This window comes from Mycobacterium sp. WUMAC-067 (genome assembly GCF_020217485.1).
In the GTDB taxonomy this organism is placed as follows: Bacteria; Actinomycetota; Actinomycetes; order Mycobacteriales; family Mycobacteriaceae; genus Mycobacterium.
Genome location: NZ_JAEKMI010000004.1, coordinates 99,743 through 117,037, shown reverse-complemented (window position 1 = coordinate 117,037; position 17,295 = coordinate 99,743). Strand labels below are relative to the sequence as shown.

The window sequence follows — 17,295 nt, the reverse complement described above, 5'->3', positions numbered from 1 at the left end:
ACCTCATCATCGCAGCCACCACCGACAAAACCGGGCCATCCACGGAAGTAACGCGCTTAGTGCCAGCGCAGCAGCACCAGTTCGGAACCGAAGCCGGGCCCGGTCGCGATCATCACCCCGGGGCTTCCGCCGGGCGGTGGCTTGGCGATGGTGTCCCGCAGGATATGCAGCACCGACGCCGACGACAGGTTGGCGATTTCGCCGAGCGAGCGCCAGGTCAGCTCGTGCGCCTCGGGCGGCAACTCGAGGCACTTGGCGATGGTGGTGATGACTTTGGGGCCGCCGGGGTGCGTCACCCACGCGGCGATGTCGTCCTTGGTCAGCTGATGCGCGGCGAGGAACCGGCCCACGTCGTCAGCCAGGTAGCGGTCGATGAAGGTGGGCAGTTCGGGAGACATCACCAGCTGGATCCCCGCCGAGCCGACGTTCCAGCCCATGATGTGCAGCGATTCGGGGTACAGCCGGCTGCGCGAATCGAGGATGTCGGGCCCGGCCGAACTCAGCTGCTCGGCGCGACGGTCGCCGACGGCGACCACCGCGGCGGCGCCATCGCCGAACATCGCCGTCCCGACCAGCCCCGACACGGTCGGCCTGACCGCGGGGAAGGTCAGCGAACACAGCTCGACCGACACCAGGGCGGCGACGCCGTCGGGGGCGCCGCGCAGGTAATCGTGCAGCCTGCCGACCCCCGCCGCCCCACCGGCGCAGCCCAGCCCGAACAGCGGCACCCGGCGCACGTCCGGGCGCAGGCCGAGGCGCCCGACGATCCGGGCGTCGAGCGACGGCACCGCGACGCCGGTGACGGTCGTGGTGACGATCGTGTCGATGTCTTGCGGGGTCAGCCCGGCCTCGTCGAGGGCGCCCAGCAGCGCGTCGCAGCCCAGGTCCACGGCCTTGTCGATGAAGATCTCGTTGGCCTCACCGAAGTCGGTCAGCGCGTGGTACCGCTCGAGCGGCAGCACGAAGTGGCGGCTGTTGACCTTGGCGGCGGCGTGCAGGCGCCGCACGACCTCCTCGTGTTCCTTCAGCGCGGGGAACTCGACGATCTGGTCGGTGATTTCGCCTTGGCTGTAGCGGTGCGGCGGCAAAGCGCCGAACACACCCGCGATGACGCTCATGCTCTACTCTCTTGATTGCCAACCAGCTGGAATACGATTCCGCTTAATGCCGGAAGTTTATGCGGTCGATTGGGGTCTCGCAAAAGTTTCGGGTATTCAACACATGTGTCATTAAACCCGCGTCGTGTGCGCGTAATCATGTCCGGCAGCGGGGAATTCGTCATTCGATATCTTCGTCATCCGCCGAATTGAGCGCCATGGCGATTAAATCGTCCGGGCTCAAAGAGTCGATGTCGTCGCCGCCACCACGTGGGTCATTTGCGTCGCCGACGGGCGTTTGCGGCATGCCGGCGAGTAATAGGAGTTTGTCGAGCAATCCCGTTCTCCGAAGCTCACGCACCGGAATCTTGCTCAGCGCGGACCATAGTTTTTCGTCGTCCGATTCCTCGCGATCGTCATGGAGCAGTTGCCGGCGGAGATGATCGGCCAGCGCCGCCGGGGTGGGGTAATCGAAGATCAGCGTTCGTGACAACGCCGTGCCGGTATGCGTGGTGAGGCGGTTGCGCAGTTCGACCCCGATCAGCGAGTCGAATCCGAGGTCGCCGAACGCGCGGTCGTGGTCGATGGCGTGCCCGCCCGAATGTCCCAGCACGGCCGCCGCGTGCTCGCACACCAATTCGACCAGCACGCGCTGCTGTTCGTCGCGCGGCAGCGCATGCAGCTGCTGGGCCAAGTCGGGTGAGCGTGTGACGGCGCCGGCCGGCGTCGCCCCCGCTTCGCCTGCCGGCCCTGGCCCGGCCCCCAGCCAAAACCTTTCTCGCGCAAAGCCATACGTCGGCAGCTCGACTCGCCGGGCGTTCAGGCCGGCGAAGACGCCCGCCCAGTCGACGCCGATGCCGCGGGTGAACATTTGTCCGGCCGCGCCCAGGATTGATTCGGTCTCGGGGCGGTCCTTGGGCATGGTCGCCAGCGCCGCCGCCCGTTCGGCGCTCAGCGACTGGTCGACCGCGGCCGTCAACGCCGCGCCCGGACCCAGCTCCACAAATGTCGCGGCACCGGCCGCCTCGGCGGCGCGCACCCCCTCGAAGAAGCGCACCGGCTGCCGCACATGCTCCGTCCAGTACTGCGCCGACCCATATTCGGCGTCGGCCAGCAGCCCGGTCAGGTTCGACACCAACCCGATTCGCGGGCGTCGCGGTTCGATACCGGCCGCCACGGCGGAAAACTCGTCGAGCATTGGCTCCATCAGTGGCGAATGAAACGCGTGGGAGACCGCCAACCGGTGCACGCGCCGACCCGATTGCGCCAGCCGGTCCGCCAGCGCCCCGACCGGTGTCCGCTCACCGGAAAGCACCACCGAATGCGGCCCGTTGACCGCCGCGATGCTCACCCCGCCGTCCATCAAGGCGGTCACCTCGGCCTCGCCGGCGCCGACGGCCACCATCACCCCGCCGGCCGGCAGCCGCGCCATCAACCGGCCGCGGGCCGCCACCAGCCGCGCCGCGTCCGGCAGCGACAGCACGCCGGCCACACACGCCGCGGCGATCTCCCCCACCGAATGTCCCATCACCATATCCGGTGTGACACCGAAGGATTGCCACAGCCCCGCCAGCGCGATCCCCAGCACGAACAACGCCGGCTGGGCAAACTCCGTGCTCTGCAACAACTCCGGATCCGCACCCCACATCACCTCGCGCAGCGGCAGCCGCACGTGACCGTCGACCGCCGCGGCGGCCTCGTCGAAAGCGCGGGCGAACACCTCGAAGCGGTCGTAGAGTTGGCGCCCCATTCCGACCCATTGCGAACCCTGGCCGGGAAAAACGAACACGGTCTTGCCCGGCGACGTGGCCCGACCCACCGACACAACCTGATGTGGCTCCCCCGCCGCCAGCGCCGCCAATCCCGTTGTCAGCCCGTCACGATCGCCACCGACCACGACCGCGCGGTGCTCGAAGGACGTCCGGGTGCTGACCAACGACCAGGCCACGTCGAGGGCGGTGAGGTCGGCTCGCTCGGTCACGTAGGCCGACAACCGCTGCGCCTGATTGGTCAGCGCGCGTTCGGAGCGGGCCGACAGCACCCACGGCACCGCGTGGTCTGAGCCCGGGCGCGGCGTATCCGGTTGGGCGGGGGGTTGTTCCACGATGAGGTGCGCGTTGGTGCCGCCCATCCCGAAAGAGGACACCCCGGCCCGCCGCGGGTGGTCGCTCGACGGCCACGGCACCGGCGCGGTATTAACGTGCAGCCCAAAGCGATTCAGGTCCGTCTCGGGATCTGCGCCGGCGTGGTTGAGACTCGCCGGAATGGTCGAATGGCCAATCGCCAGGACGGTCTTGAGCAGGCCCGCCGCCCCCGCGGCGCCACCGGCGTGGCCGATGTTGGTCTTCACCGATCCCACAAGCACCGGATCGTGTGCGTGCTCACCGAAAACCTCACCGAGCGCCTGCGCTTCGACCGCGTCACCGACCCTGGTTCCCGTGCCGTGGGCTTCGACGTAGTCGATGTCTGCCGCCTCGAGGCCGGCGTCGGCGAGAGCGCGGCGGATCACCTCGACCTCGCCGCGCGCCGACGGCACTGTCTGGCCGGCCGAGCTGTGTCCGGCGTTGGCGACGGCGCTGCCCCGAATGACGGCGTGGATGCGATCGCCGTCGTGAAGGGCCGCCGGCAACGGCTTCAGCAGCACCAGTCCCGCGCCTTCGCCCCGCACGTACCCGTCGGCGCGTCGATCGAAGGCGTAGGTGTGGCCCGACACCGACACGGCACCGAATTCCCGTTCCAGCATGGCGATTTCGTCGGCAAGGTTGAGGTGGACGCCGCCCGCGATGGCCAGCGACGATTGCCCGGTGCGCACGCTTTCGCAGCCGAGGTGCACCGCGACCAGGGACGAGGACTGGCCGGAGTCGACGGTCATGCTGGGTCCCCGCAGCCCGAAGGCATAGGAGATCCTGTTGGCGATCATCGCCCGGCTGATGCCGGCGAACGTGTGGTGGTCGAGGTTCTCGGCGAGGTCGCGCAGCGTCAGGGCGGCGTAGTCATCCGTCATCGCCCCGAGGTACACCGAGACCGGCGCTGTCCGCAGCGTGTCCGGCACGATGAACGCGTTCTCGAACAGCTCCCAGGTCAATTCGAGGGCCAAGCGTTGCCTCGGGTCCATCGCGCAGGCCTCGCGCGGCGATAGGTTGAAGAAGTCGGCATCGAATTGCTCTGCCTCCCCGCCGAACTGGGTGTTTTCCCGACCGTCGCGGATGAGCCGCCAGAAGGAGTCGGGGCCGGCCGCTCCGGGGAACTTGCACGCCAGCCCGATGATCGCTACGTCTGTCGAGGGCAAGGTCAGGGGCCGACTTCGTCGTCGAGGATCGCAAAGAGTTGGCTCTCGGTGGCGGTGGCGAGGTCGTCGTCGAACGGGTCCTCGGGGTGGTCCGGCAGCGCCGCCGGCGCTGGAGCGGTCGCTGTCGCCAGCAGACCTTCGAGCCTTGTGACGAGCTGCGCTCGGTCGCTCGCGCTCAGCCCGGGCTGGCTGAGCAGGGTGTGCAGCTCCCGCGCAATGTCGTTGAACCGGGCCATGCGATCGGGCGGGGTGACCGGGGCGGCCACGGAGTTGGTGGCCAGCTCGGTTCCGAGGTGCTCGGCCAGGGCGGCCGGCGTCGGGTGATCGAAGATCAGCGTGGGCGAAAGGGTAAGCCCCGTCGCGATTTTGAGCCGGTTTCGCAGTTCGACGGCGGTCAGCGAATCGAAGCCGAGGTCAGCGAAGGCGTCGTCGGCGTTGACCTCCGCGCCGGTGTGCCCCAATACCGTGGCCGCGTTGCCGCAGACCAGTTCCACCAATTCGGCTTGTCGCTGTTCGGGACTCATGCCGTCCAACCGCGCCCGCAGGCCCGTCAGGGACACCATGTCGGTGTGCTCCAGGACCCGGCGGGCCGGGCGGGTGGCCAACTGGCTCAGCAGCGGCGGCAGCGTGGCGCTGTGCTGAGCCAGCGCGCCCCGGTCGAGGCGGGTGCCCACCACCATGGGCTGGTCGCCGAGCAGCGCGGCGTCCAGCAGCTCCAGCGCTTGCCGAGTGGTCAACGCGCTCAGGCCGGCCCGGCTCATCCTGGCCCGGTCGACCTCACCGAGGTGGTGTGTCATCGCCGACGGCTCTTCCCACATCCCCCACGCCACCGACAACCCCGGCAGTCCCCGAGCCCGCCGATGGGCCGCCAGCGCGTCGAGGAAGCTGTTGGCCGCCGCATAGTTGCCCTGACCCGGCGCACCCACGATGCCGGCCATGGACGAAAAGGCCACGAACGCGGACAAATTGAGTTCCTTGGTCAGCTCGTGGAGGTTCCAGGCGCCGTCGACCTTGGCGCGCAACACCGTATCGACCCGCGCGGGCGTCAATGACGCGATCACCGCGTCGTCGATCACCCCGGCGGCGTGGAACACCGACCGCAGCGGGTATTGCGAGGGCACCTGCGCCAGCACGGCCGCCACCGCGTCCCGGTCGCCGACGTCGCAGGCGACCACCGACACCGAGGCCCCCGCGTCGCGCAATTCGCCGGCCAGCTCGGCGATTCCGGCCGCCCGCTCCCCGCTGCGGCTGACCAGCATCACGTGAGGCACCCGGTGCCGCTCGACGAGGTGGCGGGCCACCGCCGCACCCGCCATGCCGGTGCCGCCGGTGATGAGCGCGGTCCCGCCCGCCAGCCCCGCGGGCCCGTCCGGCATGGTGAGCACCACCTTGCCGATGTGGCGGGCCTGGCTCACAAAGCGGTAGGCGTCGGCGGCGCAGCGCGCGTCAAAAGCCTTGACGGGCAACGGCGCCAAGACCCCGCTGGCGAACAACCCCATCAACTCGGCCAGCATCTCCGCGATGCGATCCGGGCCGGCCTCCATCAGGTCGAAGGCGCGGTACCCCACGCCGGGGTGGGCGTGCGCGACGACATCCGGATCACGCAGATCGGTCTTGCCCATCTCGATGAAACGACCGCCGGGGCCCAAAAGCCGCAACGACGCATCGTTGAACTCGCCGGCCAGGGAGTTGAGCACCGCGTCGAAGCCCCCGGCGCCCACCGCCGCGCGGAACTTCTGCTCGAAGTCCAGCGTCCGCGAATCCGCGATGTGCGCGTCATCGAAGCCCATGGCGCGCAGCGTGTCCCATTTGCCGCGGCTTGCCGTCGCGAACACCTCCGCACCCCAATGCCGGGCCAGCTGCACCGCGGCCATGCCCACCCCGCCGGTGGCCGCGTGCACCAGCACTCGTTGGCCCGCCCGCAGCCCGGCCAGCACCGACAGCCCGTAATACGCGGTCAGAAACACCACCGGGACGCCCGCGGCCTGGGCCATCGACCAGCCCCGAGGCGCCCGCGTCACCAGTCGGCGATCGGCGGCCGCTTCCGAGCCCGCCAGCCCGAATATCCCCATCACCGCGTCACCCACGGCCACATCGGTGACGCCGGGACCGACTTCGGTCACGACGCCGGCGCCCTCGGCGCCCAACTGCGCGGCACCGGGATACATGCCCAGCGCCACCAGCACATCCCGGAAATTCACCCCGGCCGCGGCCACCTTCACCCGTACCTGACCGGCTTCCAAGTTCGCCGGCGGATACTCCTGCACCGCCAGATCCTCCAGCGTCCCGGCATCGCCGGCGGCCAGCCGCCACACCGACGGCGGCTCGGGTAACCGCAACAGCGCCCGCTGGCCGGCCGGCTTCAGCCGGGCGCTGTGGGCGACGCCGTCGCGCACCACCAATTGCGGTTCGCCGCAACCGATCACCGCCGCGACGTCCAGCGATCCATCGGTGTCGACCAGCACGATGCGGCCCGGGTGCTCGGCCTGCGCCGAGCGCACCAGCCCCCAGACCGCCGCGCCGGCCAGGTCGGAGATGTCGTCAGCCGACAGGGTCACCGCCCCGCGGGTCTGCACCACCAGGACCCCGGCGTCGTCGCCGGACAGCCAGGATTGCAGGACGCCCAGGGCCTCGTGGGTGGCCGTGTACACCGAGGCGACCGAGGCGCCGGGCGGCGGCTCCCATACCGTGACCTTCTCGCCAACGCTATTGCCCGGGAGAGCAACCGGCGACCACACCACGTCCAGGAGCTCGCCGCTGCCGGAGCGCGCCGCCACCGCGGCCGTCAACTGCTCGGCCGACACGGCGCGCGTCACCAGCTCCCGCACCGACAGCACCGGCAGGCCCGACGCGTCGGCCAGGTCGACCGACACGGCTCCGGTGCCGACGGGCGCCAGCCGCACCCGGACCCGCGATGCTCCGGCGGCGTTCAGGCTCACGCCCTGCCAGGAGAACGGCAACACCGCCTCGATCCGCTCGTCGGCCACCCCGAGCGCGTGCAACGCCGCGTCCAGCACCACCGGATGGATGCCGAAGCCACCGGTCGCGACTCCCGCGTGCTGCGGGAGTTCGACCTCGGCGAAGGTTTCGGTCCCACGCCGCCACACGGCCCGCAGCCCCCGAAACGCCGGGCCGTACCCGTAGCCCCGGGCCGCCAGGTCGTCGTACGCGCCGGCCACGTCCACCGCGTCCGCACCGGCCGGCGGCCACACCGACAGATCCATCGCCGGGGCGGCGGCGCCGCCGCTCAACACGCCTTCGGCGTGCAACGTCCAATCCGTTTGCGCGACACGCGAATACACCGAGACGGCTCGCGCCCCCGTGTCGCCCGGCGCGTCCACCACCACCTGAAGCTGCACGACGCCGCCCGCCGGCACCGACGGAACCACCAGTGGCGCCGACAGCGTCAGCTCCTCGATCACCGAGCAGCCGACCTCGTCACCGGCCCGCAACGCCAGCTCCACGAAGCCCGAACCGGGAAACAGCACGGTGCCGCCCACCGCGTGGTCGGCCAGCCAGGGCTGAGCCGCCGTCGACAGCCGCCCGGTCAACACCACGCCGCCGGAATCCGGCCGGTCCACCACCGCACCCAGCAGCGCGTGCTCGGCCTCGGCCAGGCCCAGGCTGGCGATGTTCGCCGACCCCACCGAATCGCTCGAGAGCCAAAACCGGCGCCGCACAAAGGCATACGTCGGCAACGCGATCCGGCGGGCGTTCAGCCCGGTGAATGACGCGGACCAGTCCACGTCCGAACCGGTCGCGAACAGCTGGCCGGCCGCCGACAGCAGCGAGTCGACCTCGGGGCGGCCCTTGGCCATCGACACCACCGACATCGCGCGGTCGGTCGTCACGGACTGGTCGACCGCGGCCGTCAACGCCGCGCCGGGGCCGACCTCCAGAAACACGCCGGCGCCCAGCGATTCGGCCAGCTGCACGCCGTCGACGAACCGCACCGGCCGGCGCACGTGGTCGACCCAGTACGCGACCGACCCATAGTCGGGGCCGGCCAGCTGCCCGGTCAGGTTGGACACCAACGCGATCCGCGGCTCGCGGGCCGACACTCCGGCCGCCACCGCGGAGAAGTCCCCCATCATGGGTTCCATCAGCGGCGAGTGGAACGCGTGCGAGACCGCCAGCTGCCGCACCCGGGCGCCGCCGTCCGCCAGGCGGTCCGCGACGGCCTTCACCGCCGACTCCGATCCCGAAAGCACCAGCGATTGCGGACCGTTGACCGCCGCGATGCCGACCTCAGCGTTCAGCAGGGGCGCCACGTCGGCCTCGGTGGAGGTCACCGCCATCATCACCCCACCGGGCGGCAACTGCGCCATCAATCTGCCCCGGGCCGCCACCAGTCGCGCCGCATCGGGCAGCGAGAGCGCGCCGGCGACGCAGGCCGCGGCGATCTCCCCCACCGAGTGGCCGATCACCACATCCGGCGTGACGCCGAAAGATTCCCACAGCGCGGCCAACGCGATCTCCAGCACGAACAGCGCCGGCTGGGCAAATTCGGTGCCCTGCAACAACTCCGCGTCGGTACCCCACATCACCTCGCGCAACGGCAGCCGGGAGTGGCCGTCCACCGCGGCCACGGCCTCGTCAAAGGCCCGGGCGAACACCGGAAATCGTGCGTACAAGGCGGCACCCATGCCCAGCCACTGTGAACCCTGACCGGGAAACACGAACACCCGCTTGCCCACCGAGCGGGTGCGCCCGGTGATCGCGCCCGGGACCGGCGCCCCGGACGCCAGCCCCGTCAGCCCCGCCATCAAGCCCGCACGATCGGCGCCGATCAGCACCGCGCGGTGCTCGAACGCCGCCCGGGTGGTCGCCAACGACCATCCCACGTCCACCGCGGGCACACCCGGGTCGGCGCCCAGGTGGTCCAGCAGGCGTTGGGCCTGACCGGCCAGCGCATCGGGCGACCGGGCCGAAACCACCCACGGCACAATCGGATTCGAGCCGTCGCGCGGGGGCTCGCCGTCCGGCTCCGGTCCGGGTTCGGCGGGGGCCTGCTCGACGATCACGTGGGCGTTGGTGCCGCTGATCCCGAAGGAGGAGACGCCCGCCCGCCGCAGCCCGCCGTGATCCGGCCACGGCCGCGGCTCGGTCAGCAGCGACACCGCGCCGGCCGACCAATCCACGTGCGGCGACGGGACATCCACGTGCAGCGTCTGGGGCATCACCCCGTGCCGCATCGCCTGGATCATCTTGATCACCCCGGCCACGCCCGCCGCGGCCGAGGTGTGGCCGATGTTGGATTTGATCGATCCCAGCCACAGCGGCCGGTCCGCCGGGCGATCCTGCCCGTACGTCGCGAGCAGCGCCTGCGCCTCGATGGGGTCGCCGAGCACCGTCCCGGTCCCGTGCCCCTCCACGACGTCCACGTCCGCCGCCGTCAACCCGGCGCTGGCCAACGCCGCCCGGATGACCCGTTGCTGCGACGGCCCGTTGGGTGCGGTCAAGCCGTTGGACGCGCCGTCCTGGTTCACCGCCGTGCCCCGCAACAGCGCCAGGACCGGATGTCCGAGGCGCCGCGCGTCGGCCAGCCGCTCCAGCACCAGCACGCCCGCGCCTTCCGACCACGAAGTCCCGTCCGCCGCACCGGCATACACCTTGCAGCGACCATCGGGCGCCAACGCCCGTTGCCGGCTGAACTCGACGAACGCCGCGGGGGTCGCCATGACGGTGACGCCACCGGCCAGCGCCAGGTCGCATTCCCCGGACCGCAACGACTGCGCGGCCAGATGCATGGAGACCAACGAGGACGAGCACGCGGTGTCCACCGACACCGCCGGCCCTTCCAGCCCCAACACGTACGACACCCGGCCCGAGGTGACGCTCAGGGTCGAGCCGGTGAGGCCGTAGCCCTCCAGCTCGCCCTTCACCTCGCCTCCATATCCGGCGTGGATGACGCCCGCGAAGACTCCGGTCGCCGTGCCGCGCAGCGCGAAGGGGTCAATTCCCGCGCGCTCCAACGCCTCCCAGCAGATTTCCAGCATCATCCTTTGCTGCGGATCCATGGCGAGCGCCTCGCTGGGCCCGATGCCGAAGAATCCGGCGTCGAATTCACCTGCGTCCTGCAGGAAGCTGCCGTGGCGGGTGTACATCTTGCCTTTGGCGTCCGGATCCGGGTCGTAGAGGCCCTCGACGTCCCAGCCGCGATCGAGCGGAAAGTCCGATACCGTGTCCCGGCCCTCGACGACCAGCTCCCACAGGGCTTCCGGCGTGTCCACCCCACCGGCGTAGCGGCAGGCCATGCCCACCACCGCCACCGGCTCGGACAGCCGGCCTTCCAGTTCCGCGACGCGCCGCCGGGTCCGCCTGAGATCCGCCGTGAGGCGTTTCAGGTAGTCGACGTGCTGCGCGGTGCCCGGCATCGTCGCTCCCGGCGGGGGGTCAGCGGCCGAGTTCGTCATCGAGGATCGCAAAGAGTTGGCTTTCGGTGGCGGCTTCGAGGTCATCGTCGAGGGGTTCGGAGTCGGGCGGGTCGCCCGGCGCAATGGCGCTGAGCAGCGTGTGGATGCGGGCCCGCAGCGCCGAGCGCTCGTCGGCACTCCAGTTGGGCGCGCCCAGCAGCGCCTGCAGTTCGCGGGTGATGTCGTTGACGCGGGCCATCAGGTTCGGCTGGACGTCGGTGTCCGACCCCGCCAGTTGGGTGTCCAGGTGTCCGGCCAGCACGGTCGGTGTCGGGTAGTCGAAGATCAGGGTCGGCGAAAGGGTAAGGCCCGTGGCGTTTTTGAGGCGGTTACGCAGTTCGACGGCGGTCAGCGAATCGAAGCCGAGCTCCTGGAACGCGCGGCCGACATTGATGTCGGCCGGGTTCGACACCCCCAACACCATCGCGGCGTTGCCGCGAACGAGGTCGACCAATTCGCGCTGCCGGGCTTCGGGGCTCAGACCGTGTAGGCGCGCGCTGAGACCGGTGCCGGACGCGGCGATGTCCGTGTCGTCGACGACGCGCCGCGCCGGGCCGGCGGCGAGTTCGCGCAACAGCGGCGGCAGCGCGGCGACGTTGTCCGACAGGGCGGCCCGGTCCAGGCCGGCGGCCACCAACACCGGCCGGTCGGCGAGCATCGCGGCGTCGAACGCCGCCAGGGCCTGCCCGGTGGACAGCGGCGCCAGCCCGATCCTGCTCATCCGCGCCTTGTCCCGGTCACCGAGGTGCGCCGTCATCGCCGAGGCCTGCTCCCACAGGCCCCAGGCCAGCGACAGGCCCGCAAGGCCGTGGGCGCGCCGGTATGAGGCCAGCCCGTCGAGGAAACTGTTGGCCGCCGCGTAGTTGGCCTGCCCCGGGGTTCCCACGATCCCGGCCATCGACGAAAACACCACGAACGCAGACAAATCCAGGTGCCGGGTGAGCTGGTGCAGGTTCCAGGCCCCGTCGACCTTGGCCCGCAGCACCGCGTCCACCCGATCCGGGGTCAGCGACGAGATCAATCCGTCGTCGAGGATCCCGGCGGCGTGGACGACACCGCGCAGCGGATACCGCGCCGGTATCCGGGCCAGCATCGCCGCCACCGCGTCAGGATCGGCGGCGTCGCAGGCCTCCACCGTCACCTCGGCGCCGGCCCGCTGCAACCCGTCCACCAATTCCGCGACCCCGGCCGCCGCCGCGCCGGCACGGCTGACCAGCACCACGTGGGCCACCCCGTAACGGTCGACGAGGTGGCGGGCCAGCGCCGAGCCGGCCATCCCGGTGCCGCCGGTGATCACGACGGTGGCCCCCGCCAGGCCGCCGCCGCACCCGCTGAGCACCTCACCGGGTCCCGACGGAACGGTGAGCGCGACCTTGCCGATGTGGCGGGCCTGGCTGACGTACCGGTAGGCCGCCGAGGCGCATCGAACGTCGAACGTCTTCTGCGGCAACGGTATTAAGACCCCGGCCGTCAACAGCCCTACGATCTCGGCCAGCATGGCCGCGGTGCGGTCGGGGCCGGCCTCCAACAGGTCGAAGGCCCGGTACTGGGCGCCCCGGTACTGGTCGGCGACGACGTGCGGGTCGCGGACGTCGGTCTTGCCCATCTCGATGAATCGCCCGCCCGCGGCCAATAGCCGCAGCGACGCGTCGGTGAACTCGCCTGCCAGGGAATTGAGCACCACATCGAAAGGCCGGTCGCCCGCCACCGCACGGAACTTCGCCTCGAACTCGAGCGTGCGCGAATCCCCGATGTGTTCGTCGTCGAATCCCATCGCGCGCAAGGTATCCCACTTGCCGCGGCTGGCGGTGACGAATACCTCCGCACCCCAGTGCCGCGCCAGTTGGACCGCGGCCATGCCCACTCCCCCGGTGGCGGTGTGCACCAATACCCGTTCCCCGGCCCGCAGCCCCGCCAGCACCGACAACCCGTACAGGGCCGTGAGGAACACCACCGGCACGCCCGCCGCCACGACCAGCGACAGCCCCTGCGGCACCGGCGTCACCAATCGCTGGTCCACCACCGCCTCGGAGCCGACGACCCCCAACAGCCCCATCACGTGATCACCGACCGCCACGCCGGTCACGTCGGGGGCGACCTCGACGACCACACCGGCGCCCTCGGCGCCCAACCGGCCGCCGCCGGGATACATCCCGAGGGCCACCAGCACATCGCGGAAGTTGACGCCGACCGCGGCCACCGCCACCCGCACCTGTCCGGCGGTCAATTCGGCTCGCGGGCAATGGCTTACGACCAGGTCCTCCAGGGTGCCCTCGCCACCGGCGTCCAGCCGCCAGCCACCAGCCGGCAGGCTGACCGCGGAGTCCGCTCGCGCCGGCCGCAGCCGGGCCGCGTAGGCGACGCCCCGGCGGACCACCACTTGCGGTTCACCGCAGCCGATTACCGCGTGGGCATCCAGCGATCCATCGGAGTCGATCAGCACCATGCGGCCCGGGTGCTCGGCTTGGGCCGAGCGCACCAGGCCCCATACCGCGGCGCCGGCCAGGTCCGAAACGTCTTCCCCGGCAAGCGCGACCGCCCCGCGGGTCTGCACGGCCAGCACCCCGGCACCGTCGGCGCGCAACCACGATTGCAGCACCTCCAAGGCTTCGGTAGCCGCCGCGTGCACCGACTTCACCACGTCGCCCGCATGATCGGCCACCTCCCACAGCGTGGCCTTCGCGCCAGCGCTGTCGCCGCCCAGTGAGATCGGCGACCAGGTCACGTCGAGCAATCCCTCGGCGAGCGGACGCCGCTCGGGGGCCGCCGCGACCGTCAACTGCTCGGCGGAGACCGGGAGCATCGCCAGCGAGCCCACCGACAGCACCGGCAGCCCCGCGCCGTCCGCCAATTCCACCGAGACCGCCCCGGCGCCGGCCGGCGCGATGCGAACGCGCGCCCGCGCGGCGCCCGACGCGTGCAACGACACGCCCTGCCACGAGAACGGCAGCGCGGTCTGGTCCTGCTCGCCGGCGACACCGATCGCGTGCAGCGCGGCGTCCAACAGCACGGGATGGATGCCGAAGCCGCCTTCGGCCGCGGCGGCGTCATCGGGCACGGTGACCTCGGCGAAGATCTCGTCCCCGCGCCGCCACATCGCCCGCAATCCCCGGAATGCGCGCCCGTATTCGTAGCCGCGCTGCGCGAGCCGGGCATAGGCGTCGGATACCTCGACCGCGGCCGCGCCGACGGGTGGCCACACCGAGAGGTCCGCGGCCGGCGTCACCACCCCCGGCCGCAACAGGCCCTCGGCATGCAACACCCACTCCGAACCCGGCTGCGCGGCATCCGAATACACCGACAGCCGCCGCTGACCCGACTCGCCGGGCGCGCCGACCACCAGTTGCACCTGCACACCGTCAGCGGCGGGCAGCACCAGCGGCGTCGACAGCGTCAACTCGTCGAGCACTCCGCAGCTGACCTCGTCACCCGCACGGATGGCCAGCTCGACGAATCCCGCACCCGGGAACAACACCGTCTCGCCCACCGCGTGATCGGCCAACCACGGGTGGGCGGCCGTCGACAAGCGGCCCGTCAGCACCACACCGCCGGAGTCGGGGCGCGGCACCACCGCGCCGAGCAGCCCGTGTTCGGCGCCGTCGACGCCCAGGGTGGCGACGTCATACGATCCGGTCGACCCGCCGGGAAGCCAAAAGTGTTGCCGCACAAACCCGTATGTCGGCAGGTCGACGCGCCGGCCGCCCAGGCCGGCAAGCGCGGCACCCCAGTCCACAGCGACGCCCGCCACAAACGCCTGTCCGGCCGAGAGCCAGAAGCGGTCCAGGCCGCCGTCATCGCGGCCCAACGACGGAATCACGCAGCCCTGTTCGCTGTCGGGCATCGTCTCTTCGATGGCGGCCATCAGCACGGGGTGCGGGCTGGACTCGATGAACGACTGATAGCCCGCGTCGCACGCGCTGCGTATCGCCCGCTCGAATTGCACCGTCTGCCGGATGCTGCGGAACCAGTAGTCGGCGTCCAGTCCCGCGGTGTCCATGAGCTCACCGGTCACGGTGGAGAAGAACGCGACCGAGGACGACCGCGGCGCGATGCCGTTCAGCGCCGCGGCGAGCGGCTCCCGGATCGCGTCCACCGCAGCGGAATGCGAGGCGTAGTCGACGTCGATGCGGCGGGCGCGAATGTTGTCGGCTTCGCACCGCTGCATCAACTCGGTCAGCGCGTCCACCTCGCCGGACACCACCACCGCCGAAACACCGTTGACCGTGGCGATATTCAAGCGCTCACCCCATGCCGCGATCAGTTGCTCCGCGCGCGGCAGGCCGCAGGCCAGCGAGACCATGCCACCCCGGCCCGACAACCCCACCAGCAGCTTGCTGCGCAGCGCCACCACCCGGGCGGCGTCTTCGAGCGACAGCGCCCCCGTCACAGAGGCCGCCGCGATTTCGCCCTGCGAATGGCCGATCACGGCATCGGGGGTCACACCCACCGAACGCCACAACTCGGCCAGCGACACCATGACCGCCCACAGCGCCGGCTGCACCACGTCCACCCGGTTCAGTCCGGGCGCGGCCGGCGCGCCGCGGATCACGTCGATCAGCGACCAATCGACGTGTTCGGCGAGCGCGTCAGCGCAGCGGTGCAGGTGCTCGGCGAATACCGTTGAGCTGTCCAGCAATTGGGCGCCCATACCGGGCCATTGCGATCCCTGGCCGGGGAACACGAACACCGTCTTGCCGGGCGACTGCGCCCGCCCCGCCGCGACGCCGGCGCCCTGTTCGCCGGCCGCCAATTCGGCCAGCCCGCGCAGCAGCTGCGCGCCGGTGGCGCCCACGATCACCGCGCGGTGTTCGAAGCGCGACCGCGTCGAAATCAGCGACCAGCCCACGTCGACCACCCGCAGAGCGGGGTGGGCCTTCACGTGCGCCAGCAGCCGCGCCGCCTGGTTCGACAGCGCCTCGGCCGACCTGGCCGAGAGCACCCACGGCACCACCACGTCATCGCCTGAGGGCGCGGCGCTTTCGGGCTCCGGTGCATATTGCTCCACGATGACGTGCGCATTGGTGCCGCTGATGCCGAACGACGAGACGCCCGCGCGGCGCGGCCGGTCAGGCGTCGACCAGGGGCGCGCTTCGGTCAGCAGCGACACCGCCCCGGCCGACCAGTCCACGTGCGGCGTCGGCTCATCCACGTGCAGTGTCTTGGGCATCACCCCGTGGCGGATCGCCTGCACCATCTTGATCACTCCGCCGGCGCCGGCCGCGGCCGACGTGTGACCCATGTTGGATTTGATCGACCCCAGCCACAGCGGCCGATTCGCCGGCCGGTCCTGCCCGTAGGTCGCCAGAAGCGCTTGCGCCTCAATCGGATCCCCCAGCGTGGTGCCGGTGCCGTGCCCTTCCACCAGGTCCACGTCCGCGGTGCCCAGCCGCGCGTTGGCCAGCGCCGCCCGGATCACCCGTTGCTGTGAGGGCCCGTTGGGCGTCGCCAGCCCGTTGGACGCGCCGTCCTGGTTCACCGCGGAGCCCCGCACCACCGCCAGGACCGGATGCCCCAGCCGGCGCGCGTCGGCCAGCCGCTCCAGCACGAGCACGCCGACGCCTTCGGAAAACCCGGTGCCGTCGGCCGCGCCCGCATAGGCCTTGCACCGGCCGTCGGCGGCCAGCGCCCGCTGCCGGCTGAATTCGATGAACATCGCCGGTGTGGCCATCACCGTCACGCCGCCGGCCAGCGCCAGATCGCACTCGCCGGAACGCAACGACTGCGCCGCCAGATGCAGTGCCACCAACGACGACGAACACGCCGTGTCGACCGAGACCGCCGGGCCCTCCAGCCCCAACGAGTAGGCCACCCGCCCGGATGCCACACTCAGCGTCGAGCCGCGCAGGCCGTACCGCTCCAGGTGTCCCGGCACCCGGCCCTGGCCACCGTAGGAGCCGTGGAAGATCCCGGCGAACACGCCGGTCGACGAACCGCGCAGGGTGACGGGGTCAATTCCGGCCCGCTCCAACGCCTCCCACGAGACCTCGAGCAGCAGGCGTTGCTGCGGGTCCATCGCCAGCGCCTCGCTGGGGGCGATCCCGAAGAAGGCGGCGTCGAATTCCCCGACCTCCGAAAGGAACCCACCGCAGCGCGCATACGACTTCCCGACCGCGTCCGGATCCGCATCGAAGAGCCCGGCCAAGGCCCAGCCGCGGTCCGACGGGAACTCCGAGACCACGTCGCGGCCCTCAACCACCATCTCCCACAACGCCTCTGGCGAATCGACACCACCGGGATAGCGGCATCCCATGCCGACGACCGCGACGGGTTCGGTGGTGGCGGCAAGGTATTGGCGGTTCTCGCGCTTGAGCCGCTCGTTATCCTTCAGCGATTGGCGAAGGGCCCGGACGAGCTCCTCGGTGTTGCCGTTCATCGAACGCGGCCTTTCGTGTCACTCACAGCGCCAGTCGCCCATGGGCCCTTTCGACCCACCGCCACAAACTCGCCACCGCCCCAAAAGGGCGCCTCAGGGCAGGAATGGAAGTACACGAGC

The 17,295-nt window shown here is 71.0% G+C and carries 4 protein-coding genes; all 4 read right to left on the bottom strand.

From position 1 onward, the window contains the following. Window positions 1–56: 56 nt before the first annotated feature. A complete protein-coding gene (locus tag JF781_RS04145; protein WP_225327529.1) occupies window positions 57–1,118 on the bottom strand; it encodes a type III polyketide synthase in 1,062 nt (353 codons plus the stop codon). A 160-nt stretch (window positions 1,119–1,278) separates the two neighbouring features. Then, window positions 1,279–4,386, bottom strand: coding sequence for a type I polyketide synthase (locus JF781_RS04140; RefSeq protein WP_225327528.1), 3,108 nt, complete (start codon window positions 4,384–4,386; stop codon window positions 1,279–1,281). Window positions 4,387–4,388: 2 nt separating this feature from the next. After that, window positions 4,389–10,802 carry a type I polyketide synthase gene (locus JF781_RS04135; protein WP_225327527.1) on the bottom strand — a complete coding sequence of 2,138 codons (6,414 nt, stop codon included), beginning with the start codon at window positions 10,800–10,802 and terminating at the stop codon, window positions 4,389–4,391. Continuing rightward, on the bottom strand, window positions 10,783–17,175 hold the full coding sequence (locus JF781_RS04130; RefSeq protein WP_225327526.1) for a type I polyketide synthase: 6,393 nt from the start codon (window positions 17,173–17,175) through the stop codon (window positions 10,783–10,785). Before JF781_RS04130 ends, JF781_RS04135 begins: the two co-directional genes overlap by 20 nt. Between the last annotated feature and the right edge of the window lie 120 nt (window positions 17,176–17,295).

What these genes read in the sequence shown, in the direction of transcription:
- JF781_RS04145 (WP_225327529.1), bottom strand. Translation starts at nt 1,118, where the DNA reads ATGAGCGTCATCGCGGGTGTGTTCGGCGCTTTGCCGCCGCACCGCTAC.
- JF781_RS04130 (WP_225327526.1), bottom strand. Translation starts at nt 17,175, where the DNA reads ATGAACGGCAACACCGAGGAGCTCGTCCGGGCCCTTCGCCAATCGCTG.
- JF781_RS04135 (WP_225327527.1), bottom strand. Translation starts at nt 10,802, where the DNA reads ATGACGAACTCGGCCGCTGACCCCCCGCCGGGAGCGACGATGCCGGGC.